We start from the raw sequence: 23584 nt of genomic DNA, 5'->3' as shown, positions 1-23584 counted from the left end.
GCAACGTTTTTTATGACGGCTTCTATTCGGTATCGCGTTTCAAGTTCACTTCGTGTTTCCAAAGAGCGAGCTTTCGCCTATCACGAACGGTTTGGGGCATTGCAGAGGTTAACGCCGCCATGGGAGTCGGTTGTCATCGAGAAGAGTGATGGCAGTTTAAAAGTTGGCAGCCAAGTTATTTTGAAGATGAGTGTTTTCGGCGTGCCGCTTCGTTGGGTCGCCGAGCATACTGCTTATAACCCACCCCACTCGTTTACCGACACTCAGATTTCAGGTCCATTTGCGAGTTGGGAGCACCGGCACGAGTTCGCTGATGGGGAGAGCCCGCAGAACAACGGTTCGTGTCTCACCGATACGATCGACTACCGGGTTCGTTTGGGTGCCCTCGGACGGCTGTTTGGTGGCGCATGGGTACGTCGAAAAGTTGAGTCGATGTTTGCTTACCGGCATCGGATCACGCGAGACGATTTGGCTTTGATGAGCGTCTATCCCAACCAGACGTCACAAATCGCGATTTCAGGGAGTCACGGATTGGTGGGATCCGCGCTCCAAAGCATGTTGACTTTGTTCGGCCATCAAACGGTTCGTATTGTCCGCGATTCACCATCGAAAGACCGCCTTGCCGTCTGGGAAAGCGAAAGCGAAGCCAAGCGTCTTGACGGCACAGAGGCCGTTATCCATTTGGCTGGAAAATCAATCGCTGGCAAACGATGGTCCGAAAATATGAAGCGTCAGATTCATGACAGCCGTGTGATGAAGACTCGGCAATTATGTGAATCCCTTGCCAAACTCGAAAACAAGCCGAAGGTTTTGATCTGTGCGTCAGCGACCGGCATTTATGGCGATCGAGGCGAGGCAATTCTCGATGAACAATCCAGTGGCGGAGGCGACTTTTTGGCGGGGGTGGCTGACGAGTGGGAGCAAGCTTGTCAACCGGCGAAGGATGCCGGAATTCGAGTCGTCCATGCGCGGTTTGGTTTGATTCTTTCACCATCAGGCGGCGCACTTCAGAAAATGCTTGTGCCAGCAAAATTCGCGGGCGGCGCACTTGGAAACGGCAAACAGTGGTGGAGTTGGATTGCTCTCGATGATGCGATCGGCGCACTCTACCACTCAATGATGAATGAACAGGTTCGTGGAGCGGTAAACTTCGTTTCTCCCCACCCGATCCGCAACTCCGATTTCGCAAAAACACTCGGCAGAGTGGTCAATCGGCCAGCGCTATTTCCGGCGCCAGCGGCCGCATTACGTCTGGCAATGGGTGAGATGGCAGACGCATTATTGCTGTCAAGCACACGCGTGCTTCCGACCGTTTTGCAAGCTACGAATTACTCGTTTCGTTTCACGGATTTGGAAGAAACTTTGCGATATCTGCTCGGCAAAGAGCGGCTTAAGTCTTCTCTTCGTCAGCCCGTGCCTTGAACCGTTCGAGTTGGATATGATCGTAGGTTAAACCAAGGTGACCGACCGAGCGAGCGATTTCAGCGAGCGATGAGTAGCCCAGTTTGCGACCAATTTCTGTTTTGTGTCGCTCGATGGTGCGTGGGCTACGGTGCAACATTCGGCCCACCTCAGGCACGCTGTTGCCATGTCCAAGCAGAATGAAAATTTGGAGTTCTCGTTTACTCAATGATGACAAGCAACCCAGGTCGATGTATTGGCTTGTTACTGTATCGATCGACGGCGAATCCTGACCTTGGTCGTGTCGTGAGATAATCAACGCGTAGTGATTCACTCCCTCTTCGCCCGTAACGGCATCACTTTCTGCGTCCGTGCTCACTCCACTTTCCTCGGAATCCGAATCGCGAAACTGGAGTGCCGTCGATTCACCGACTGGATAGATGGTGGAGACGATTTGCTGTCCGTCGTAGATGTGTTTTGCTCGCAGCGGCTTGCCCTCGACAATGACTTGGTTAATCCATGCAAGCCGTTCCTTGACAAATTCCGGGTGAAAGATATCGCTCAGCTTTCGGGGTAATTCCCCATCATCGGAGCTAGGCGGAGCAATCCCAAAGAGTGCGTAGGCAGCATCGTTGCCATAGATAACCGCGCCATCTTTCGACAGAATCGTCAGCCCGATTCCGGGTTCAACGCGGAAGATGTCAGCCCAGTCGATTGCATCAAATAAATTGCCCATTAGTCTGTTTTCTTGTTCCAATGTTGGTGGTTTTCGATGGCGGAGCCGTCAAGGCTGCGTCGACATATTCGACTTGTTTGCGATGAGCTTGGCAATAGCTACCGAGATCATACTGGGGGATGGGCGCATGCCGTCATTCGATGCGCAGGAGTTAGTGATATTCTATAACGATCAACGACGGGTGGAAAGCGTAAGACGGTTTTTGCCGGGAGACAAATGACAAATTCCCAAACCAGGTGTCTTAACAGAATTGCTGGATTGGAGGATAATCGCTGTTTGTAATCCGAGGATACCGTTCAATACAATCAAGATTGATTTCCATGTCAGCGATCGACCAACTTTTTGCCGAATTACGAGACTCCAATCGAAAAGCGTTGATGCCATTCATTACCGCTGGCGATCCCGACATTGAAACGACCGAGGCAATCCTGCGCAGTATCAAGGCGTCCGGAGCGGATTTGTGTGAGCTGGGGATCCCTTATAGCGATCCGATCGCGGATGGTCCGGTCATCCAATCCTCGTACCAACGCGCCTTGGATAGAGGCTTTAAACTCAAGCAGGCATTCGATTTAGGTAAACGACTTTTGGGCGGCCCCCAGAGTCCCCCATTAGCGATGCCTCGCGTCACCATGGTCAGTTATTCGATCATCAATCGGATCGGGCTCGATTCCTATGTTGAGCAAGCAAAGGAGGCTGGCTATGCAGGTGCGATTGTTCCCGATTTGCTGGTAGAGGAAGCTTCCGCTTTTGCCAAAATCTGCCAAGCAGCTGACTTTAGCTTGATTCAATTGGTGACGCCCACGACCCCCAAGGAACGCCAAGTTCGAATTGCCAACTTGTCGTCTGGTTTTCTGTATTATGTTTCCGTGACGGGTATCACAGGTGAGCGAACCGCCATGCCAACGGATTTGATCGATAACGTTGGGTGGTTGCGCGATCAAACCGACTTACCCATTTGTATTGGTTTTGGTATTAGCAGCCCTGAAACGGCAGCACAGCTTGCCCCCGTAGCGGATGGTTTGATCGTTGGCTCGGCGATCGTCCGGCGAATGGCGCTAGGGCAAGACAAGCAGGATACGGTGAATCGCGTTTGTGAATTTGTCCAAGAGTTGCGGCAAGCGATCGACAAGTAGCGGCGTCTCTCCGAGACGCCGAGGTGTGAGGCTTGAGGCTTGAGGTGTGAGGCTTGAGGTGTGAGGTGTGAGGCTTGGGGTGTGAGGCTTGCGGTGCGAGTCTCGGAGAGACTCGCCTACTGTGAATGCGAGTCTCGGAGATACCCGACGCTTGTTTGAAAATAGCGTTTTCGTCGATCTTCGGTTGGCGTTTTTGAGGTAGATGCTTCCTGCAAATCAGCTAGGTTGGCTTGGCAGTATCGGCACCCCACCTCGTCAAGATGAAAGCGGATATAGTCCGCTTTTTCGGCCTCGAGAGCATCGAGTAAGTATTGTCCGAGTTCGCTGCGGCTTGGGCATGACAGTCGATCGCGTCGCCAAATCGCACCAATGGTGTGCAGGCCGGCAGCTTCACGCCCTTGGATTTCGATCAATCTTCGCCGCAGATCGGTATCGCTGCGAAGACGTTCTTCTAATTGTGAACTTTGGCACGCTGGTAGCGCTTCGTCAAGAAACGCGGCTAGCTCGGCATCGGTAAAGTCACTCATCGTCATTACTCGACGCGGCGGATGCAAAGCGTGACGTTTTGACCGCCGAAGCCAAAGCTGTTGTTAAGGGCGTTGCTCACGTTTGCTTTGCGTGCGACGTTTGGAACGTAATCCAAATCGCAATCAGGATCTGGGTTTTCGTAGTTAATCGTTGGCGGTAAAACGGAATCACGAATTGCCAGCAGGCAAACGATCATTTCGGTCACACCACCTGCGGCGATCAAGTGCCCCATCATGCTCTTGGTGCTACTAATGGGCACCTTCATCGCGTTTTCGCCAAAGACTTCCTTACACGCTTTCGTTTCAACTCGATCGTTAACGGTGGTGCTCGTGCCGTGCGCGTTGACGTAGTCGATATCGGAGGGATTCAAGCCGGCATCAGCAATGGCCATTCGCATTGCCGCGATCCCGCCGTGCCCGTCGGGCGGGATGTCGGTCACACGGTAAGCGTCGGCGGTACTGCCGTAACCGGCCACTTCACCATAAATGTTTGCTCCCCGACGGCGAGCGGATTCCAATTCTTCGAGCACAATCATTGCGGAACCCTCCCCGAGGACGAACCCGTTGCGCAGGCGGTCGAACGGGCGGCTCGCCTTGGTGGGTTCCTCGTTGCTCTCGCTCATTGCGGTCAGGAGGTTGAATCCGGTCACGCCGAGAGGATGGATCATGCTGTGGGTACCTCCGGCGAGCATGAAGTCGGCATCGCCTCGGCGAATGATCTCGGTCGCTTCGCCGACCGCTTGGCTGCTAGCCGCACAGGCGGTAAGGCAGTTCATGTTGGGGCCTTGTGCATTGAACATGGTCGCCAAGTGAGCGGCAGGCATGTTAGGTTCCTGTTCAAGTTCCTTGGCAGGATCCAGCAGTTCCAAGCCTTTGGCGATGAACTTTGATGCGTCATAGTCACCCTCCGCCAAAGCAGCGGACATCATACGGCTAAACGTTGTGAAATCTTGATTCCCTTCGCCACTGCCCATGTAAACGCCGAAGCGGGTCGGATCGGTAATCGCAGCGAGCACACCGCTGTCCTCTACCGCTTGTTTCGCCGCACCGATAGCAAAGCGGGTGTGTCGGCCTCGATTCGACCACGCTTGGACCGATTCGCCAACCTTGCTGACGTCCCAGTCTTTGACTTCGGCACTTATCTTGGTGGGGAAGCCTGAGGCGTCGAACAGTGTGGTTTTGGCGACACCGCTTTTACCTTCTTGAAGGCCTGCCCAAACGGTAGGCGCGTCATGGCCCATCGGGTTAATCATTCCGATACCAGTGACGACGACACGGCGACGCATGGGAAAACCTATTGTGCTTGAAAAGGTGAAACGGTGGCCGCACGCTTGGCGGGCGGGTTGGTGGTACTACAGACAATCATAAACCGGGACAGGGTTACCAGAAGCGTCCACTGCGACATGAAAGAAATTCATGAGTCGCAGCATTGCTTCAAGATCACCGGGGCCAAAAAGTGGTCCATCGGTGAAGCGTCCCTCTTCTAAAAACGCGAACATCAATTCGATTTCAGCATGCAGGCTGTCGTCAATATAGCTGGTGGCCGAAACGGTCGCACCGGTATCGTGAACCGACTCCATCTTGACTTTGTAGCAAAGCTGATCACCCGGACGTGCAAAGCGATGGTAAACCGCCTTGCCGACCTTCGCCAAAACGCAACGTTTTTTGAACTGGAAATGCTCAGAAACCAAAATTCCGCCAAGTTGGGCGATCCCTTCAAGCACCAAAGTTGGTGGTAGGAGGGGGAATCCTGGGCTGTATTCATCCACAACCTCTTCGTCTAACGAGACATTTTTGATCCCGTGCGCGTGGCTGCCACTAACAAATTCAGTAAAACGGTCGACCCAAAACCAACGCATCGAAAATTACGCTCCGAGCTTGGCTTCGACATAATTGCACAAATCGCCAACCGTTAGCAAGTTGCCAAAATTCTCAACGCGAGGGTTTTTTTCGAATTCTGACAAGTCTGCCCAAGGCATTCGTGTCTTCAGTTCAACCAGTCCCTCGGCGGTTACCTTGCCATCTTGAACGTATTGCGTATTGGTCAAGACATCTTCGGGCGAAAGTTCTTCACGGGGGATGGTAATGTCAAATGCTTTTTCGAGTTTGAAAACAATGTCCAAAAAGTCAATTGATTCGGCGCCCAAATCTCCGACCAAGGTAGCATCGGTGGTCACTTCGTCATCGTCAACGCCCAATGCGTCGATCAGTGCTTCTTGGACTTTGGCAAAAATTTCGTCTTGAGAAAGAGCCATCAGAGTGAATCCTTGTGTGTTTTTCTTGGGTGGTTAAGTGAATGCGTATGGGTGGGAAGTGTAACTTGAAGAGGAAGCTTTTAGGAACCATCGGATAAAAGGGGGCCAAACATTTCCAAAAACTGCTTTTTCGCTCGCCAACTAACGTCCTGATCAGTGTTTAACCTTTCTGGATCGTTACAGCTACAACGTTCAAGAACGAGGCGAGCCGAAACGGTTGTTCGCCCCTGTTTTGTCGCATTGGCTTTGACAGTCGTCAAATTTCCGTCTGATTTCAACACTTCTGCGTTAATTTGTAGTGTTTCTCCGGGTACGAGGAAATCCCCGAACTTCACACTTTTCACTTCGCGGAGCAGAATGAGAGGATATTTGAAATCGTCGCCGCTGCGAATCATCCAAATTGCAGCTTGGTGAATTGCCTCGAGCATCATCACGCCAGGCATCACGGGAAAACGAGGGAAATGGTCGAGGAGGTACTCTTCGTCTTCCTGAAGCGTTCGCTCGGCCGAGATCTTCTTCCCAGGTTCGATCGAGGTGATTTTGTCAAGTTGTCTGTACTTCATGGATTAACTAGGCTTTGTCCAGAAAAAGGGGGCTGACCCTTTGGAGGCGGACATTTGTTTTTTCAGTAGTTTTCGGATTATTTTGAGAGGTTCAGCCCCCTTCTCGGGCATGTTTTGAGAAGGTCAGCCCCCTTCTCGGGCATGTTTTGAGAAGGTCAGACCCCTTCTCGGGCAAACGCCGCCTAGCCGTTTACCGACTGACGGCGTTGAGGACCAGGAATTTCGGGTCCAGAATGGCTGATTTGATTCGTTTCGTCAACGAAGACCAACTTAGGACGGTGGTTTGCGACTTGGTCTTCGCTCAAAAATGTATACGTCGCCAAGATCACTCGGTCGCCCGGATGCATCAAGTGGGCTGCGGCCCCGTTCATGCAGACGTCACGCGAACCAGGTAAGCCGGCAATCGCATAGGTTTCCAGCCTTGTTCCGCGCGTCGTGTTCCAGACATGGACCGATTCATACGGTACGATTCCCGCCGCTTCGAGGAGCTCGGGTGGTATCGTAACGCTGCCTTCGTAATCCACATCAGCAGCCGTGATCGTGGCACGATGGATCTTCGCAGAGAGTAGTTTTCGAGTGGGGCCTGGCATGACGGGTGTTCCAGTTCAAATGGATCAATAAGGCTGCGACGAGATGGAATTCGGCTAGCGGTTGGCGTTTTGCATTTTTTCAGCCATGTCGGATTCAACAGCCGATTTTTCAGACAAATAAGGTTCGAGAAGCTTACGGGTTACTTCGTCGTTCATTGACAGCTTCCCAAATCCACGGACTCCTCCAGCCTCGATCGCAGACTGTTGGTGTTCGTCATAATTGGTCACGAGCATCACCGGCACTTCCTTGAACGCAGGGTCGCCCTTGATTTTCGCTAGGATTTCTAAGCCGTCCGAGTAATCACGGTCCAATTTACGATTGATGGTAACCAAGTCGACCTTGTGCTTGCGAAGAGCCTCAACGGTATCGTCGAAACCATGGGTTTGGATCACCGATGCTTTGAAATGCGAAGACGCCATGCGGCGTATCGATTGAAAGTCGGGACCGCAGTTTCCGCAGTCGACAAGTAATTTTGGCATACAGTTCTAACCCGATGAGTTGGGGAATTCGTCGTGTAGGAATGGTCGTGTAGGAATGGTCTGGTAGGATTGGTCGTGTAGGAATGGTCTCTGGCAGGTAAGTGCATCTTCCCCGCTGAGAATAAGTGGTTGCCAGTAGTAGACCTTGCAAATGATCCTTGCAAATGATCCTTGCAAATGAGCCTTGCAAACGATCCTTGCAAACGATCCCCCGCAAATGATCTCGATGTAGCAGGATCTTCGACAAGATCCGCTAACCTAAGAATCAATTGTGACAGAGCACTCGATGCGAATCCTACGTCCGATCACCATTATATCGGACATTTGTGCCAAGTAGCCAGACCTTCTGTGCCGCAAAACTCAGTCAGACTGCTTTCCGATGGCAAACAATTTGTCTTTGGTGCTAATAAACAACGTTGACTTTGCCGCAACGGGGGTGCTGTAGACGCTCGTTTCCATATTGATTTCTTCAATTGGCTCCTTGTTTTCGGGACCAAATTCAAAAACGGCGACGTCGCCATCCTCGTCGCCTATGTACACGTGTCCATCTGCTATCAGCGGACTGCCCCAGCTTTGGGCGAACATGTCATAGGTGAAGTGCACGATCGGCATCCCCGATTCATCTGGTTTTGTGCTCAGGCAATGGACCAAACCAGCAAAGTCAGCGATATAGAGGACATCATCCTTAATCGCTACGGTCCCACAGCTTCGGTGCATTTCTTCTTCAAAATCGTATTCGCCATCACCATTTTGGTCAGCAAACCGGTAGTGCCAAACGGCTGCAGAATTGGGGTTGGCGACAGCCGCTTCGCCATTTTCGGGAATCACCGCCTGCAGTCGGCGATGTTCGATTGGCGTTCGCGATCCGTCGTCTTGAATTTTGACAGCCAATTCAGGCGACACGTCCCCTCGCCGAGTCGGGTCGATGCACCACAAGTGCCCTTCTCCTTCACCATGCTCCGGGTCTTGGCCGACGGCGACAAAGATTTTTCCGTCGTAGGCAACGGGTGTTGCAATGATGTTATTGCGGGTTCCTTTTCCGCCGAGCACCCATTTTGATTCTTTGGGGTTGCAGTCGAACTTCCAAAGCAATTCGGGCTTGCCCTCGGAGCCTTTGTCTGCACGGAAGCTATAGAGATACCCGTCACCGCCTGCGAACAACGCTTGCGGGGTACCATCGAAGACGGCAACCGTCGGGCTCGACCATTGGCCGTGCAAGATATTCACTCCAGGCGATCGGTCCGTCCAATAGACCTCAGCGGTATTCTTGTCCATACAAAGGAAGGAGGGGGCATCGGGAGCCGGTAAGTTGATGTGCGCTTCATCCATCCCATTGCTGGTGTTGACAAACAGCAGATCGCCGTAGCTTGTTACGCTGCAGGCGGCCATGTTGTGTTGGCTAACCCCGAGTTCGTCCATCATATCGTATACCCAAACCGTATCCGCTTCACGTTTATCTTGAGTGCCGAGTGTTTTGGAAAAGACCAAACGCGGTCCCACGATTTTTGCAGACAGCTCGCGATCGACGCCGCCGAAATTCCCCGCCAAACTCCAAACTTTGTCCGCTGTGATTGTCTTGATCGCGACATCGCCTTGGACTTCTTCACCGGCTGCCGAAAGAGCGTCCTTTGCCGCCTGGGAAAGCTTTCCAGCACTCAGGGCTGCGACGGAGTCCGTGTAGGCTTGGGCCGCATCACCCGCATTCATAATCTCAGCCACTTTTGCCGGTTCATCCACGACCGGACCATCATCTTCGTTATCGTAAAACCCGTTTGTGTCGAGGCATCGGACTTCGCCACGGTTGGTGACAAACCATAGCCGATCACCTTCGACGAGTGGCGCACAACAAATGCCTTGCAGCGGCCAATCGTGAACCCGTCCCGTGATTAGTTTTTCACTGCTATGCTGCCAAAGGAAGTCGCCGTTGGAATCATCGAGCGCGATCAAGCAGCCCAGGTCGACTTCGGAAGGGTAGCGTTTGAGGTAGCCAGAGCCATTGTTGGTACCGACGAAAACCTTCCCATCCGCGATCACAGGGTTGCCGTAGGTTTGGCTGCCGAGCGAGGTCACCCAGCGGATGTTCTCTGACGAATCCTTGTCCCAGGCGTCGGTTTGGCGATCGAAATCGCCAATGATCCAGGTTGCTGGGAGCCCCGTAACATTGGGAGCATTGTTGCCGAGCCGGGTGCCGCCCCACTGAGGCCAGGAATCGCCCGACTCCATCACTTCTTCGGGTGATTTGTATTCTTGAACGCCGCTGATCGGCGTGTCATCCTTTACCGACACCAGCAACTCCGCGGAGGCTTCCTCGCTGCAACAGGACGTTGCTTTTGGGCAGCAGGGACAGCAGGAGCTATCAGCGGTCTCCGTGGCTGAGACGGTGGACGCATGTAGTGACGTTGGTTGACCGCATCCGCTTAATGCAAGCGAAGTTAAGCTCCCGCAAACCGTTGCGACAAAGATCAATGTGATTGCGTTCCATTCGCTCTTTTTTGAATCGTTTTTAGTCATCGAGTTATCGTTGGTAAATGGTGTCTTGGTTTTACAAAAAAACGCTCGTTCCCAGACTCTTGCCGGGAGACGCACTGCGATCGAGGCTCCCGCCTCGCGTATCATTGTCTCGGCGGGTGTGAACCTGCCATCATCGGGTCCTCCGGGCGGGAGCCAGGGAACTCGTTTTGCTGTTTTAGTCGTTCGCTCTGACTTCGACATTGTCGATGTAAATCTCCGCATCCTTTGCGTTTCCGTACAAACCGGGGCTGGCGTGCAGATTTGGCGATTCGTCGCGAGCGGTGATCGTCCATTCGTCGGGCTCCGTTTCTTCCTTTGGCCATACCTTGCCTTTTAGCACGGCAACGGCCGCAGGCGGCTCGCCCTCGATCTCCGCTCTCAGTTTGATTCGATACCACCGGTCTTCCTGCCAAGGGAAGGCAATCGTCTCGGCCATCCGCAGTTGTGCCGCCCAGGTTCGAATTTGCAATTGTTGGCTAATCCCCATCAAGTCGAGGACATAACCATGAGCGCTGACGCCGATATCGGGCAGTTTTTCGTTCATTCGAGCACCTCGGACATCGGCGGTAATCGTGTACTCGGACAAATCGCTTGGTCCCATCATCGCACGGCTTCTCGCTCCCTTGGGAATCGTCGTGATTTTGACCAGGGCGGGTGAGCCATCGATCGGTTTGATAATGTGTCGATATCTCGCTCCCACCCACGAAAGCGGCGGGTCGCTGAGTCCGTCAAAGGTGAACTTCCAAGGCAGATCAGGGACAATACGAACACGCGCCACACCGGTTGAGTCCGTTTCCGCTGCATCGCCCATGGTCGCTCGGATTGTGGCTCCGGTGTGGGCGACGTCCTTGGCAGCCGTGAACCGAGTTCCTTCGATCGTTCCCACCTGTTGACCACTTGGACCCTGTACCGAGAGCCGAACTCCAGGCGGTGTTTCCACTTTCTGGCCCAGCGAATTGTACGCCAGGATCGAAAAATCGACCGATTCACCTGGTTTGACAATCACCTCGGCTGGCACGACGAGAAACTGAGTCGCTTGCTCATTTTCAGTCACAGGAGTTTCTTCGCCGATCGAACTTGCCATATCCACCGGCGTTTGCGAACTATTTTCGCCACCCACGCAGTACAAACAAGTCGAGCTTGGGAAGTAGAGTTTGGCATCGGCGACGATTGGCGAGCCCGAGAACTGCGTATCGCGAATCCGGCCTTTGTTGAGTACTTCAAAGCCGTCATCGGTCGGTGCCAGAACGGCCCACGGTCCATTTTCGCTGAGCACATAGATTTTCCCATCGGCGGTCAACAATGCACTTCGTTGGCGGCTGCTTAGAAAACTCTTCTGTTCGATGATGGGTTCGCCCGTCGCCATGTCGAAGATCCACATTTTACAGCGATCATCGACCACGTACAAACGATCTCCGATGACAACGGGTTCGCTGTAACCGACTACCACGTCTTCTCGCTTCCAGACCTCTTCAACCTTGGTTTCGTCGCCACTGCCAGAGACTTTCAAGGCGACCACGGCTCCCATCGAACGGCCGTCGATGTTTTCTTCGCTTTGCGTCGCGAACACCATCTTCCCGACAACCAAAGGCGTGGCGTAGATTCCGCGTCTTGATAAATCGTAATGCCAAAGCGGTTTCCCCGTACGAGGTTGGAAACCCCAAATCGCTCCGTCGCCTGCACCGAGGATCAATTGGCGTTGGCCATCGATCGTGACCAAACTGGGAGCGGAGTAAGTCGTGTCCTCCGGCAAATCCTTGGTCCCGCTGATCCAAACGGGTTCGCCGGTCATTTTATTGAAAGCGATCACACGATGATTCGGCTTGGCGTATTCTCCCCAGTTGATCAGCACACCGCTGATAATTGCCAAATCCTCGTGGATGACCGGAAAATTGGTTCGCCCACCGTAGGTGCTAAGCAGGCCGTATTGTTCCTGTAGCGGCGTTTTCCAGACGGTTTCGCCAGATTTCGCATCGATGCAGAGAAAGAGGCCACAAGCACCGAGGGCATAAACGTTGCCCGATTCGGCATCACCCACCACACTGGCCCAACCGATTCGCTCGGCGGGAACATCGGAAAGCCATACATTGTAGCGGTTTTCCCAGAGCGTTTCGCCCGTTGCCGCATCGAGACAAACGACGCGTTCGGCTTCGGTTGCCGTTCCTTCATCCGCACGCTGGATTGTGTACAAACGACCATCCATGACGATCGGCGTGCAAATCCCGCCCAGATCTTCTCGTTTCCAGATCAGGTTACTGCCGTCACCGCCTTGGGGGTCAAAATCCTCGGGCAAGCCGGTCGCGTCTGCACTGCCGTCAAACGCTGGACCTCGCCAATAGGGCCAATCCGCATGGCTGGTTTGTTGGGCTGCAGGATTTTGGTCTTGGGCAGACGCTAGCGAAGCTAGCAGGCCGGAGAACGTTACTATTACGATGGCAAACGAAATGGCTGCCAAAGTTCGTCGTATGGAAACGGATTTCATGGTTGTTTTCACTAGGTTCTCGTTCGGAGGATCGTCAACAGAGACAGATGGACGGTGATCTTGGTCGAGTGATGGTGAGTTTACCGAAACAGTCGAAAACGCCAGTATGATAATGGGTGGTCAGCAAGCAGTACTCGGAAGAGGCGTTTTCATCTTCTCGCTGGCACCCTGTGATGATTGTAATCAACAGTCTAGCAGAACAACAGGCACGACTGGCTGAACGAGAAGATTGGGAGATTCTTCTCTAGTCGTCAAAGCCTTCCAAACGTGTGAAAATCGCTCGGAACAGTGAATCTTGACCGGTTCTCCGCCGATATCGTTATTGTCCCGCTAAGGAACGTCGCCTTGAAACACTCAAAGTGACATTTGGCAGCGGAATGACCCAAATGTGCTTCCGGTACTGGATGCCGGAAGAAAACAGATGATTTATTGGATTGAAAAAGCGAGCCTTTGAACGTGTTGATGGGCGGCGAAGTTGTACGGATCCGCCAAAATCGACGAAGTCAAGAAAGGATCGACATGCTGAACGAAGTCGGCGGGCCGGGTGTCCGCACCCGACCCGCTAGAGCAAGTCGACGAGAGCTTTTGAGGTATGCTCGCCGGCGACTTCGTTCGGCGACTGGATCTCATCGGTGACTTGAACGATGAAGCACCGCTATTTCAATTTTCAAACATCGCTACAAACTTCCCGCATAAATTGCAATTTAGGGAGAAATGGCTCCAATGAAGCGGACAATACTAACTTTAACCTTGGTCCTTGGTAGTTCGATCTGTACCCAAAGTTTCGGGTTCGACCTACTTGACCGAATGTTGGGCGTTAAGGGCTGTGGCTCGAACGCCTGTTGTGATACCGGCTGCTATGCCGAACCTACTTGTGGCTGCGAAGCTCCTTGTGAAGTTGCCTGTGAACCCACTTGTGGCTGCGAAGCTCCTTGTGGTCCTAAAGGCTGTGGATTGCTAGACAAACTCGGCGGATGCCTCGAGCCAACGTGTGGCTGCGAAGCACCGGTTTGTGGATGTGCCGAACCCGTTTGCGAACCTACTTGTGGCTGCGAAGCTCCTTGTGGTCCTAAAGGCTGCGGATTGCTAGACAAACTCGGTGGATGCCTCGAGCCAACGTGTGGCTGCGAAGCACCTGCATGTGGATGTGCTGTGGAACCAACCTGTGGCTGCGAAGCTCCTTGCCAACCCGAATGTGGTTGTGAGGTTTCTTCCTGCGACAGTGGTTGCTGCGGAAGCGTCAAACGAGGTGGTTTGCTGTCGAAGCTTTTCAAAGGAAAACTTTGCAGCAGCAACGCTTGTGACTCGTGCTGCGAAGTGCCAGCTTGCGAGCCAGCGTACGAGCCATGCTGTGACTCCGGTTGCGATTCGGCTTGCGGACCAAAAGGCTGTGGCCTTCTGAGCAAGTTGTTCGGAAACATTCGCAAGAGTAGCAGCTGCTGTGACATGGGTTGTGATTCGGGCTGCGAAACGGGCTGCAGCAGCTGTGGCTGCGGAGCTCCTGCTCAATACTCGGCTCCTTCGCCATCGGCACCTGTCGAATACTCGGCTCCCATGCCACCCGCACCAGTGGTTGACCCAAGTGCAAGCTTGACAACCAAGCGTCGCGTCATTCAGGCCAGTGCAAGCTACGTTCGCTGAAATAGGCTTACAAGGTAGCACACTGATAACCTTATCAGACGTGACCGAAACGACCCGGTCGGGGATTTCCCTGACCGGGTCGTTTTTTTTTCGATTCACGTTTTTCTGCTCTACGGCATCAATACATCGATCCAGACCAAGCGATGGTCTGACGCGGAGAGCCAACTTGCTGCTCCGCTGGTCGACGCGGGCCAAAACACTCCGCTATCGACCACCCGCAGCGATCGACTTGGCAAAACATAGTCGACTCGCATGCCACCATTCTTTCCAAACGCAGCCGTCGTCGAAGCGGGCGGCTGCGTTTCAGCGAACCGTCCGTCACGGTCGAACATCCCCTGCTTCGGTTCCGGATCGGTCAGCGTTGAAAGTCCAAGCAGGCGAGTGATCCCACTTTGACGACTGTCACCTTGCTGAGGGTCCGAGTTGAGGTCCCCAGCGATCACGAACGATTGATCGCTTGACAGCCCCCCTTGTTTGCCAACGTCATCGACGTGGTAGTCTGGCGTGGTTTTGTCAACGTAATCGGACCAGAAACGGATCTCGTCGTGGTTGCGGCATCCATTTCGATCTTCGGCGCCGTCAAAGACGGGTGGCGTCGGATGCGATGCCAGCAAATGAATCGTGTGGTCGCCGATGCGGATTGGCACGTCGACATGATTCTTGCTCGACAGGCGAAGTAAGTTCCAGACGCGGTCGCTGTAGTGGTTTTCGCCTGTTTTCGGATCGACCGGTTTCATCGCCGCTGGCATTTCGGACCAGCGAAACTTTTGGAACGACCGGATGGAGTCTCTGTCGATCTCGTAACGACTGAGCACCGCCATTGCGTACTGCCCCTCGTACAAGCCAAAACCCCACGCATCATTGGGTAGATTGATTTTTGCATCACCATCGATATCGTGATCCGACGACAATCCCGTGTTGGTCGGTACGCTGTAGCGATAACGATATTCAATCGGTTCCAAGTTTTGATTTGCAACCGCCAAGTATTGATCGGCAAACCGATCTAGCAGTTTGCCGTCTTCGTCATAGTCGATTTCGTTAATCAGCAACACATCAGGCCGAACGGATTGGATGATCTTTGCCAATTGGTTTGCCTGTCGGTCGTTCCCCGTTTTGAGTCGCTCCTCGACTTCGCCCGCCCGCTTGCCGTAGAGCGAAACGTTGAACGTGGCGAAGCGAACCCTCGGCTGGTCGAACGTTTCGGTCGCCTGTTCTTGAACCACTCGCAGGTCCTCGGCTTGCGTTGCTTCCGGAGCAGTAGCGATCGCTGCAGCAACGATCGCTGCAGCAACGATCCCAGCGGCAGTGATCCTAGCGGCAGTGATCCTAGCAGCAGTGATCCTAGCAGCAGTGATCCCAGCAGTAGCGATCCTAGCAGTAGCGATCCTAGCAGCAACGGTCGCTGCAGCAACGATCCCAGTGGCAGTGATCCCAGCGGCAGTGATCTTGACGCCTGATTTCCGGCAAAGTCGTCTCGAGGTATGATGCTCTTTTCTCATCTTTATCCCGCTGAAGTTGTTCTTGAAAAGGGAATTTACGTTCGGCGCCCATTGTAACGAAAGAGCCAACTCTGATGAAAATCAACACCGACATTTTTGGGGCGACAGACGCCGGACTCGAAATCTCTCGTTTTTGCCTCGTTAATTCTCACGGCAACGAGGTGTATTTGATGAATTGGGGAGCGACGCTTCTTGACGTGATTGTCCCCGATGCGAAAGGCAACCGAGACAATGTGAATGTCTCGTTTACTAATCTGCAACCCTACCTCGATGAGCACCCCTATTTGGGGGCGACGGTTGGACGGTTTTGCAATCGGATCGGCAACGCCTCGTTCGAGATCGGAGGCAAGAAATACTCATTGACTCAGAATCATGGCGATCATCACCTGCATGGTGGCAACAAAGGCTTGACGTACCAGCGTTGGGATTCCGAACCGTATCAGGAGAACGGAACGGTTGGAGTCCGCTTCACCATCACTAGTCCTGATGGCGAAGAAGGCTATCCCGGCAACGTTTCGGTTACAGCGGATTACAACTGGAACGATCAGAACGAATTAGCGATTGTTTATTCCGCAACGACGGACGCGGCAACACACATAAACTTAACCAATCATTCTTATTGGAATCTGGCGGGAGCTTTGAGCGGTACGGCGCTTCATCATGTCGCAGAGATTTGCGCGGACCAAATTTTGAAGACCGACAAAGACTGTATTCCGACGGGGGAACTCACGGATATTGAAGGCACGGCATGGGATTTTGCGACACCGACGGCACTCGGTGCCCGCATCGACCAAGTCAGTGCCAATAGCGGTTATGATGATTGCTATGTCGTTCGGGGCGAAGCGGGACAACTTCGCCAAGCGGCTCGGGTTGTCGATCCACAATCGGGCCGAGTCCTCGAAATTGAAACCACTCAACCCGGCATGCAGCTCTATACAGCAAACTTTCTGCCTGGCGACGGGCGATCCAATGGTGTTGGTGGACACGAAGCATTTTGTCTCGAAACGCAGCGATATCCAAATACTCCCAACGTTGACAGCTTTCCAAGTACGCTACTGAAGCCGGGCGAAGTGTACAAAGAAACGACAATCCATCGCTTTTCGGTCGAGAGGTGAATGGGTTCCGCATGAAGGAAACCGTTCCTCATGAAGTCCGCTCGTTGCCGGACTCTTCCCTGAACCCACAAGCGGATGCAAAGGTTAAAAACCCACGGTTGACGCAGCAACCATTTTTGCTTGGTTCATGATCGCCATGATCCTATTGGTCGCGGTCGCGATGATCGTGTTCAAGGGGTCGCTTCCCAAGAAAATCGCCATGAAGCGGAACCGTCCCCCAAGTCGATGCGATCAATACCGCCCGTTAAATGGTTTAGCCTAACAGCGGGCCGGTAAGAGGCCCTTGCTTTCTCGAGCCGTACAGGGAAGTTAGAAGTCCCCAATGGTTGCATTCCCAGGCGAGAGACTGGGAACAAGTGTACTGGTTATTATGCAGATCGACGTTTGTAAAACCGAGTCAAATACTCGATGGTGTGAGCCGTGATTTTAAGCGAGTGCTCTTGGGCTGCTAGCGTCAGGGCGCGATTCGCAAGGCATGCGATCTCTCCGATGCGTCCCCCTGTAACCCGATGCAGCCGTTCGATCGCTGATTCTGCAAAGATACTTGCATCGCCATCGACGCGGCGCATTGATTGCAAGATGAATTGGCGAGTGTCATCGAGCGGCATCGGTTGAAGCTCGATTTTTGGAGGAAGCGTCCCCAGATGCATTTCGCTGCGGAGAAAATCGTCGGGACTCATCGCAATAAGAAAGGTCAATGCAGAAACATTCTTTAGTTTCTGCATTAGCCGCAGTAGGCATGCATGGTAGCAGTCACTCATCCATATCGAGTGAACGCCACGATTGGCAAGCGACTTGAGGTTCGAGAGAACGCCTTCTTGCTGAATCACCCGATCATGGAGGATCGCTACTTCGCGTTTGCCTAGGAATGCAAATTGGGTGGCTGTATTGCCCACTCCACGAAACAGAGAAAGATGTTTCAGCAGCGTCGTCGTCCCATTCGCTGGCGACGCGACTAGCGAAATCACAGGTGGTTTCTTGGGGACCCGTAAACCAAACTGCGCGAGAGCGGCCCGTTGCGGAGACCCCACAAAGAACCAGTTTTCAACATCGGGCGAAAACGGATCCGCGGAAAGCTTCCAATATCGTTCTGCCTCATTCAACGGTACTTGCTACTTCTTTTGCGTACAGGATTCAAGATGCCCAGCGGCACGAGTGCTCGACATTTCATTCGTTAGCGGGAAGATGCGTCGAGGAAGTCGTCAAGTATTTCGGTGAAGCGAGATCCGATTCGAAGCTCTTGACGATTTTACGCTACCCAAAAATCGCTTTGCACTTGTTGTGTCGTGCCTAGAAAGTATCATCGTCCTCGGTTTGCTGTTTTCTAAAGGGGTGAACCCAATGGTCACACTTCATTCTTCATTGTTTTGATATTCCAAGATGACTCGTCGTTATTACTGTCCTAATCTGCCGCCGTTGGGTGGCGAAATCAAGCTTGACGATTCGGAGTCGCAGCACGCGACGCGAGTCATGCGAGTCAAGGTGGGCGAGTCGATCACGCTGTTTGACGGTCGTGGCCACGAGGCGGAGGCGACAATCTCAGCGGTGTCACGAAATGAATGTTGGTGTGAGGCTTTTGTGCCTAAGCGAGTCATTCGAGAGCCAGCCACTTCACTCGATCTAGCTATCTCACTGCCCAAACCCGAACGCTGTAAAGAATTGATCGAACGTTTGACGGAAATAGGAGTCCGCAAAGTTATACCGATTGTAACGCGGCACACTCAGCGGCCACCTTCACCGGCGTTACTCGATAAGTTGTCTCGCATCATGATTGAATCGTGCAAACAATGCGGCCGCAATGAATTGATGGTCATCGATCCCGTTACCAAAATGGAAACGCTACTCGAGTCGGAGGCAACGGAATCATGTCGGCGTTTGCTTGCCCATACTGGTCAAGCCGAACCGCTTGAGCGACAATCGGATGCTACGTCGGTGTTGGTGGCGATTGGGCCTGAAGGTGGCTGGGCCGAAGCCGAAGTCGAGTTGGCGGTCGAAAATGGATTCCATACTGTCTCACTCGGGAAACTTGTTTTTCGTGTCGAAACCGCTGCTGTGGTCGTTGCTGCCCGTTTGATTGTGTAGGGGTTATCAGGAATCAAGTCATTTGCGAATCGCGTTTGTCATTACCGAACTGAATCCTGGCGGGGCCGAACGGTGCTTGACCGAATTGGCGATTGGGATGACTCAATCGGATGATGATGTGCGCGTCTTTTCGATCGGCCCGCGACCGGAAGATCAGCATGGCGTTTTAGTCGACCGGATGGCCGAACATGGGATTGCACCAGAGTACTTGGGGGCTGGTTCGGTTTGGCAATTCGCGAAGGCTCGCAAGCAACTTCGCGATGCACTTCGTCTGTTCGCGCCGACCATCGTGCAAACCTTTTTGTTTCACGCGAATGTGCTCGGAACACTGGCAGCGAAAGAGGCGGGCATTGCTACAAGAGTCGGTGGGCTTCGAGTGGCCGAAGTCAATCCGATCCGCTATCGGATGGAGCGGCGCTGCGTCAAGCAGATGCGGAAAGTGGTTTGCGTCAGTGACGAAGTGAAGCAGTTTGCAATGAAGTATTTGGCTTCGGGTGCTGAACAAACCATCGTGATTCCGAATGCCGTAAACACCACTCGCTTTTCAACGGCTCTGTCTTTTCCCTGGTCGTCGATCGGTTGGCCCGACGATAGCATTGTGAGTCTGTTCGTCGGACGCATGCATCCTCAAAAGGGACTGGAGTTGATTCAGCAGCAGATTGATCGACTAGCACCGGCGGGAAGCAAGCGTCGAGTGCTGCTTGTCGGCGATGGTCCACTTGCAAAGAAAATCGATCGATGGATTGACCTGCAAGGCGGACGGCGAGTGAAACGGTTGCCGTACCAGCGTGATATTGCCCCGCTCATGAAAGCCGCCCGTGTGCTAATTTTACCAAGTCATTTTGAAGGAATGCCCAATGTTGTTCTCGAAATGATGGCAGCCGGTCGTCCCGTCGTTAGCAGCCGAGTCGAAGGAAGTGGCGAGTTGCTTTCTCATCAAGCGGAAATGCAACTTTTTGCACCCCATGATTCCGAAGCGATGGCCTTCGCAGCCGAGCGGTTCTTGACCAATCCCCAATTGAGCGACGAAATTGGCCTTCAAAATCAGACGCGTGTTCGAAACGACTTTTCGATTCTAACGATGGTCGACCGTTATCGGTCTTTGTATCGATCTTTGCTTGAACGTTCAGGATGATCTTTACAAAATCCGTTAAGCTTTGCATACTGCTGAAACGCGAACACGGAAGGCGACAACGTAGAACTCACGGATTAATATGCTTGCGATTAACCAATTGTCGACACTGCGATGGAGCTTTGCCGAAGATGCCCACGCGTATGCGTCCCGCGGCTTCACCGGCATAGGAATCTATCGTCCCAAACTAGAGGATTTTGGGCTGGATCGGACGATCGAACTGCTGGCCGAAACGGCGTTAGCGGTTACTTCTTTATCATGGGTAGGCGGATTCACCGGCAGCGACGGACGGGGGTTTTCAGACGCCGTGGCCGATGCGATCAACGCCGTTCGTGACGCCGCCAATTTGCAAGCAGGAACGTTAGTGGTACTGGCGGGTGGCCAGAACAACCATATTCGAAACCATGCTCGCCGCACGCTCTGCGACGCCCTTCGCGAGATCGTCGAGGTGGCCGAAGAGTTTGGCGTCCGTTTGTCTCTCGAACCGATTCACCCTGGATGTGGCGACGAATGGTCGTTCGTTAACGATCTGCAATCGACACTTGATATTATTGAAACCGTCGACAGTCCTTCGCTCGGCTTGGTACTCGATACCTACCATGTCGGCATGGATGAAGAAGTCGTGCGCTGGCTTCCCGATGTCGTTCCGCACTTGCATTTGGTTCAATTAGGGGATGCACGTCATTCGCCGCTGGGAGAAATGAACCGTTGTTTACTCGGCGATGGTTGTGTCCCGATTCGAACGATACTTGATACGCTTCGTGAACAAGAGTACGACGGCCCCTACGAAATTGAGCTGATTGGCGAAGACGTCGAGTCGTTGTCCTACGAATCCATCCTTGACCATGCCAAGTTGTTCATGGATCGGATCACCGACCGAGTGAATCAACCGTAGGCCTGTTCGTAGCGAACGTCGCCAAGACTGTCGGCATTGGGACGTCTGCTCGACCGCCGCCGAACTCTTGACAAGCTCTGCAAAAAAACTCACGCCCTTATGGGGGCAAGATACCCCAGCCACTCTCCTGCCAAGCCTAAAATCAAGCTGTGCCAAATCACGAGGTTCGTCGATACCCTTTCAGCAGCTGCCACCATAACGAGGCAGCGATCTTCAGGCATCCCGTAACGAGGCAGGAGCCTTGTTGCGATTCAAGCCGCTAACACGCTTTAGACCGGGTCGTATGCATCGTTCCCCAGGCCGCGTCCGCGCGGGATGAACTTGCACATCAAGATTCCCAGGAAGTATAAAAACATCAACGGAACGGCGAGTGCGACCATGCTGGTAACATCTGCCGGTGTCGCAATCATCGAGACGACGAAAATCACTACGGTTGCGACTCGCCAACTACCAATATATGCCTCGGTTTCGAACAGGCCGATCCGTTGTAGAAATAGCATCACCAGCGGCAGTTGGAAAGCGATTCCAAAACCGAGCGGTAGCATGAGAACGAAATTGACGTAATACGTAAGTCGCGGTTCGACGGCGACATCCATACTGCCGTTAAACTTCAGTAGGAAGGAAAGGACGTAGTTGAGGACTAGAAAGAACGCCAGAATAACGCCGCTTGAAAAGAGCAGGACGCTAATCGGTAAATACATGTAAAAGTAGCGTCTTTCATGGCTGTGAAGTCCCGCCGCCACAAAGCTCCAAAGGTGGTACAGGATCATCGGAGACGCCAACACCGCTCCCACGATCAATCCCGCTTTCACCCAAATCATAAACGACTCTTCCACTTTTAGCGTGCTGGCGCTAGCTTTGTTTTGCCGCAGTTGAATCTTAGGTTTCAAATCAGACGGGTCGGGCAGGCGGCTAATCAGATCTTTCATCTGATGGGGCTGGACCACAATCACCGGGGAGTCTGCGTTTGCGTCCTCGTCGTCGGGTGTGGCAGGAATTAATGCATCTGGATCCAGCGTTTGAAGTTCGTCAGGAATTTCGTAGACCAATTCCCAAATCAGGGCGCTGTTCATCAAAAATTGACGAAGCGGTTGGATTTCGGGTGCATCCAAATCGGTGTAGCCTAGACTGGTCAGGTCCCGTTCGGCGTTGAATTTCTGGATCGCCTCTTGCAGCGGGTGTTGGATATAGCGAACCACGCGATTTGCGAACAATAATCCGACCGCCATACCAATGGCTAACCAGAGAATTGCCTTGACGAGACTACTGCGCAATTCTTCGAGGTGTTCCCCGAAGGTCATCGTCGAATTATCGAAAAGGTCGTCTTTGGGGAGTGCCGGTCGGTCCACGTTTATTGTATTTTTTGTTGAGGGCAGACTTAGAAGAAAAATCGCTGGCTTCGTACCATAGGATAAACAAATGATCCCGCCGTACCCACTCGTATTCAAACCACTCCTCAAACAAACGATCTGGGGAGGCCGACTACTCGGTGAGCGACTCGGGAAATCGATCGGTGACGATACCAATTATGCCGAGAGTTGGGAAATCGTCGACCATGGGCAAGACCAAAGTGTCGTTGAATCAGGGCCTTTAGCGGGAAAATCGCTACATGAGCTGCTGACCCATCACCGTCGTTGGCTTGTGGGAGGAAAGGATGCGTCGCCAAGCAATGCCTTAGCGAATGACAATGTACTCGAAAGTGACGGGATACAAAGCAATCGATTTCCGCTCTTGCTGAAGTATCTCGATTGTAATCGCGTTCTGTCGGTCCAAGTACACCCTTCGGACGATTATGGCTTAAAAATGTCGGTGCCTGATCGCGGCAAGACCGAAGCGTGGTTTGTCGTCGACGCCAAGCCCGATTCGGTCATCTATGCGGGCCTAAAAGAGGGCGTGACCGCTAGCGAATTGCGACAAGCGATCCATGCGGGACAAACCGAGCAGGTGTTGCATCAATTCCACCCTACGCCAGGTGATTGCGTGTTTATTCCTGCCGGAACCGTCCACGCCATCGGTGCGGGGGTGTTGATTGCTGAGATCCAACAAGCGAGCAATACGACGTTTAGGCTTTTTGATTGGGATCGAACGGATGCCGATGGAAATTCGCGCCCCTTGCATATCGAAGAAAGCTTTGATGTTATCGATTTCGCAGGTGGACCCGTTAAACCCATCCATTTTGACCCGTCTCTTGCCGATTGGCAAACGCTCGTTGAATGTGACAAATTTCGTTTGCGAGCGGTGCAAAATGCAAACGTTTTGGTCGGAGATGACGATCAATTTCACATTTTGACCGTTCCTCAAGGGACCGCGTCGTTGAACACCAAACGGCAGTCGATCGAAATGACCACTGGCACGTCGCTGCTCTTGCCCGCAGCCCATGACGAGGTCGAGCTTCAGGTGGGCAGCGACAGCATCGTATTGGAAATGTCGTGAGGCAGGTTTACTGCCCTTCACGTGACGCCAATTTCCGGCTAGGATTTCTGGCAATAAAAAATAATAAATAAAGCCTGAAACCCTACTGCGACCGCAAACGAGCCCGCTA

The 23584-nt window shown here is 53.0% G+C and carries 21 protein-coding genes; 8 read left to right on the top strand and 13 right to left on the bottom strand.

Annotated features, from left to right (window positions below):
• Positions 1-12 precede the first annotated feature (12 nt).
• Entirely contained in the window at positions 13-1422 is a 1410-nt protein-coding gene (locus tag Q31b_RS17650) for a TIGR01777 family oxidoreductase (RefSeq protein ID WP_146600950.1), read from the top strand.
• Here Q31b_RS17650 and Q31b_RS17645 read toward each other — a convergent pair.
• Positions 1391-2137, bottom strand: coding sequence for a helix-turn-helix domain-containing protein (locus Q31b_RS17645; protein ID WP_146600949.1), 747 nt, complete (start codon positions 2135-2137; stop codon positions 1391-1393). The two genes, Q31b_RS17650 and Q31b_RS17645, sit on opposite strands and share 32 nt — an antisense overlap.
• A gap of 320 nt (positions 2138-2457) precedes the next feature.
• Here Q31b_RS17645 and trpA point away from each other — a divergent pair, with 320 nt between their 5' ends.
• On the top strand, positions 2458-3270 hold the full coding sequence (gene trpA, locus Q31b_RS17640) for a tryptophan synthase subunit alpha (protein WP_146600948.1): 813 nt from the start codon (positions 2458-2460) through the stop codon (positions 3268-3270).
• A 116-nt stretch (positions 3271-3386) separates the two neighbouring features.
• On the opposite strand, the gene Q31b_RS17635 is transcribed toward trpA, so the two are convergent.
• The 9 genes from Q31b_RS17635 to Q31b_RS17595 all read right to left on the bottom strand — a co-directional run bounded on the left by Q31b_RS17635 (position 3387) and on the right by Q31b_RS17595 (position 12678).
• On the bottom strand, positions 3387-3797 hold the full coding sequence (locus Q31b_RS17635) for a hypothetical protein (protein ID WP_146600947.1): 411 nt from the start codon (positions 3795-3797) through the stop codon (positions 3387-3389).
• A gap of 5 nt (positions 3798-3802) precedes the next feature.
• A complete protein-coding gene (locus Q31b_RS17630; RefSeq protein WP_146600946.1) occupies positions 3803-5083 on the bottom strand; it encodes a beta-ketoacyl-[acyl-carrier-protein] synthase family protein in 1281 nt (426 codons plus the stop codon).
• 66 nt (positions 5084-5149) lie between these two features.
• Positions 5150-5656 carry a 3-hydroxyacyl-ACP dehydratase FabZ family protein gene (locus tag Q31b_RS17625; protein WP_146600945.1) on the bottom strand — a complete coding sequence of 169 codons (507 nt, stop codon included), beginning with the start codon at positions 5654-5656 and terminating at the stop codon, positions 5150-5152.
• 6 nt (positions 5657-5662) lie between these two features.
• The gene (locus tag Q31b_RS17620; RefSeq protein WP_146600944.1) at positions 5663-6052 is read right to left on the bottom strand and encodes an acyl carrier protein; all 390 of its coding nucleotides are present in this window, start codon (positions 6050-6052) and stop codon (positions 5663-5665) included.
• An 80-nt stretch (positions 6053-6132) separates the two neighbouring features.
• Entirely contained in the window at positions 6133-6615 is a 483-nt protein-coding gene (locus Q31b_RS17615) for a 3-hydroxyacyl-ACP dehydratase FabZ family protein (RefSeq protein WP_146600943.1), read from the bottom strand.
• Between the two features lie 182 nt (positions 6616-6797).
• Positions 6798-7205, bottom strand: a complete 408-nt coding sequence (gene panD / locus Q31b_RS17610) for an aspartate 1-decarboxylase (protein ID WP_146600942.1) — start codon at positions 7203-7205, stop codon at positions 6798-6800.
• 54 nt (positions 7206-7259) lie between these two features.
• Positions 7260-7685 (bottom strand): response regulator, encoded by a 426-nt coding sequence (locus Q31b_RS17605; protein ID WP_146600941.1) that lies wholly within the window; start codon positions 7683-7685, stop codon positions 7260-7262.
• A 360-nt stretch (positions 7686-8045) separates the two neighbouring features.
• A complete protein-coding gene (locus Q31b_RS17600) occupies positions 8046-10196 on the bottom strand; it encodes a PQQ-binding-like beta-propeller repeat protein (protein WP_146600940.1) in 2151 nt (716 codons plus the stop codon).
• Between the two features lie 175 nt (positions 10197-10371).
• The gene (locus tag Q31b_RS17595; RefSeq protein WP_146600939.1) at positions 10372-12678 is read right to left on the bottom strand and encodes an outer membrane protein assembly factor BamB family protein; all 2307 of its coding nucleotides are present in this window, start codon (positions 12676-12678) and stop codon (positions 10372-10374) included.
• A gap of 1120 nt (positions 12679-13798) precedes the next feature.
• Here Q31b_RS17595 and Q31b_RS28400 point away from each other — a divergent pair.
• Complete coding sequence (locus Q31b_RS28400; RefSeq protein ID WP_197171728.1) at positions 13799-14080, top strand: hypothetical protein; 282 nt, start codon at positions 13799-13801, stop codon at positions 14078-14080.
• Positions 14081-14429: 349 nt separating this feature from the next.
• Here Q31b_RS28400 and Q31b_RS17580 read toward each other — a convergent pair whose 3' ends face one another.
• Positions 14430-15818, bottom strand: a complete 1389-nt coding sequence (locus Q31b_RS17580) for an endonuclease/exonuclease/phosphatase family protein (protein ID WP_197171726.1) — start codon at positions 15816-15818, stop codon at positions 14430-14432.
• 74 nt (positions 15819-15892) lie between these two features.
• On the opposite strand from Q31b_RS17580, the gene Q31b_RS17575 reads away from it, so the two are divergent.
• On the top strand, positions 15893-16933 hold the full coding sequence (locus Q31b_RS17575; protein ID WP_146600937.1) for an aldose epimerase family protein: 1041 nt from the start codon (positions 15893-15895) through the stop codon (positions 16931-16933).
• A gap of 368 nt (positions 16934-17301) precedes the next feature.
• Here the strand turns inward: Q31b_RS17575 and Q31b_RS17570 are convergent, their stop codons facing one another.
• A complete protein-coding gene (locus Q31b_RS17570) occupies positions 17302-18036 on the bottom strand; it encodes a hypothetical protein (protein ID WP_146600936.1) in 735 nt (244 codons plus the stop codon).
• A 277-nt stretch (positions 18037-18313) separates the two neighbouring features.
• On the opposite strand from Q31b_RS17570, the gene Q31b_RS17565 reads away from it, so the two are divergent.
• The 3 genes from Q31b_RS17565 (at position 18314) to Q31b_RS17555 (ending at position 21042) form a co-directional block, all read left to right on the top strand.
• Entirely contained in the window at positions 18314-19015 is a 702-nt protein-coding gene (locus Q31b_RS17565) for an RsmE family RNA methyltransferase (RefSeq protein WP_146600935.1), read from the top strand.
• A 22-nt stretch (positions 19016-19037) separates the two neighbouring features.
• Positions 19038-20150, top strand: coding sequence for a glycosyltransferase (locus Q31b_RS17560; protein WP_146600934.1), 1113 nt, complete (start codon positions 19038-19040; stop codon positions 20148-20150).
• A gap of 79 nt (positions 20151-20229) precedes the next feature.
• Positions 20230-21042: a sugar phosphate isomerase/epimerase family protein gene (locus Q31b_RS17555; RefSeq protein WP_231617651.1), complete on the top strand. Its 813-nt coding sequence runs from the start codon at positions 20230-20232 to the stop codon at positions 21040-21042.
• A gap of 269 nt (positions 21043-21311) precedes the next feature.
• On the opposite strand, the gene tatC is transcribed toward Q31b_RS17555, so the two are convergent.
• Complete coding sequence (gene tatC, locus Q31b_RS17550) at positions 21312-22343, bottom strand: twin-arginine translocase subunit TatC (protein WP_146601003.1); 1032 nt, start codon at positions 22341-22343, stop codon at positions 21312-21314.
• A gap of 121 nt (positions 22344-22464) precedes the next feature.
• On the opposite strand from tatC, the gene Q31b_RS17545 reads away from it, so the two are divergent.
• Entirely contained in the window at positions 22465-23475 is a 1011-nt protein-coding gene (locus Q31b_RS17545) for a type I phosphomannose isomerase catalytic subunit (RefSeq protein ID WP_146601002.1), read from the top strand.
• Positions 23476-23584: the final 109 nt, after the last annotated feature.

This window comes from Novipirellula aureliae (genome assembly GCF_007860185.1).
GTDB lineage: Bacteria > Planctomycetota > Planctomycetia > Pirellulales > Pirellulaceae > Novipirellula_A > Novipirellula_A aureliae.
The sequence above is the reverse complement of the archived record's forward strand: the minus strand, read 5'-3'. Positions and strand labels throughout refer to the sequence as shown.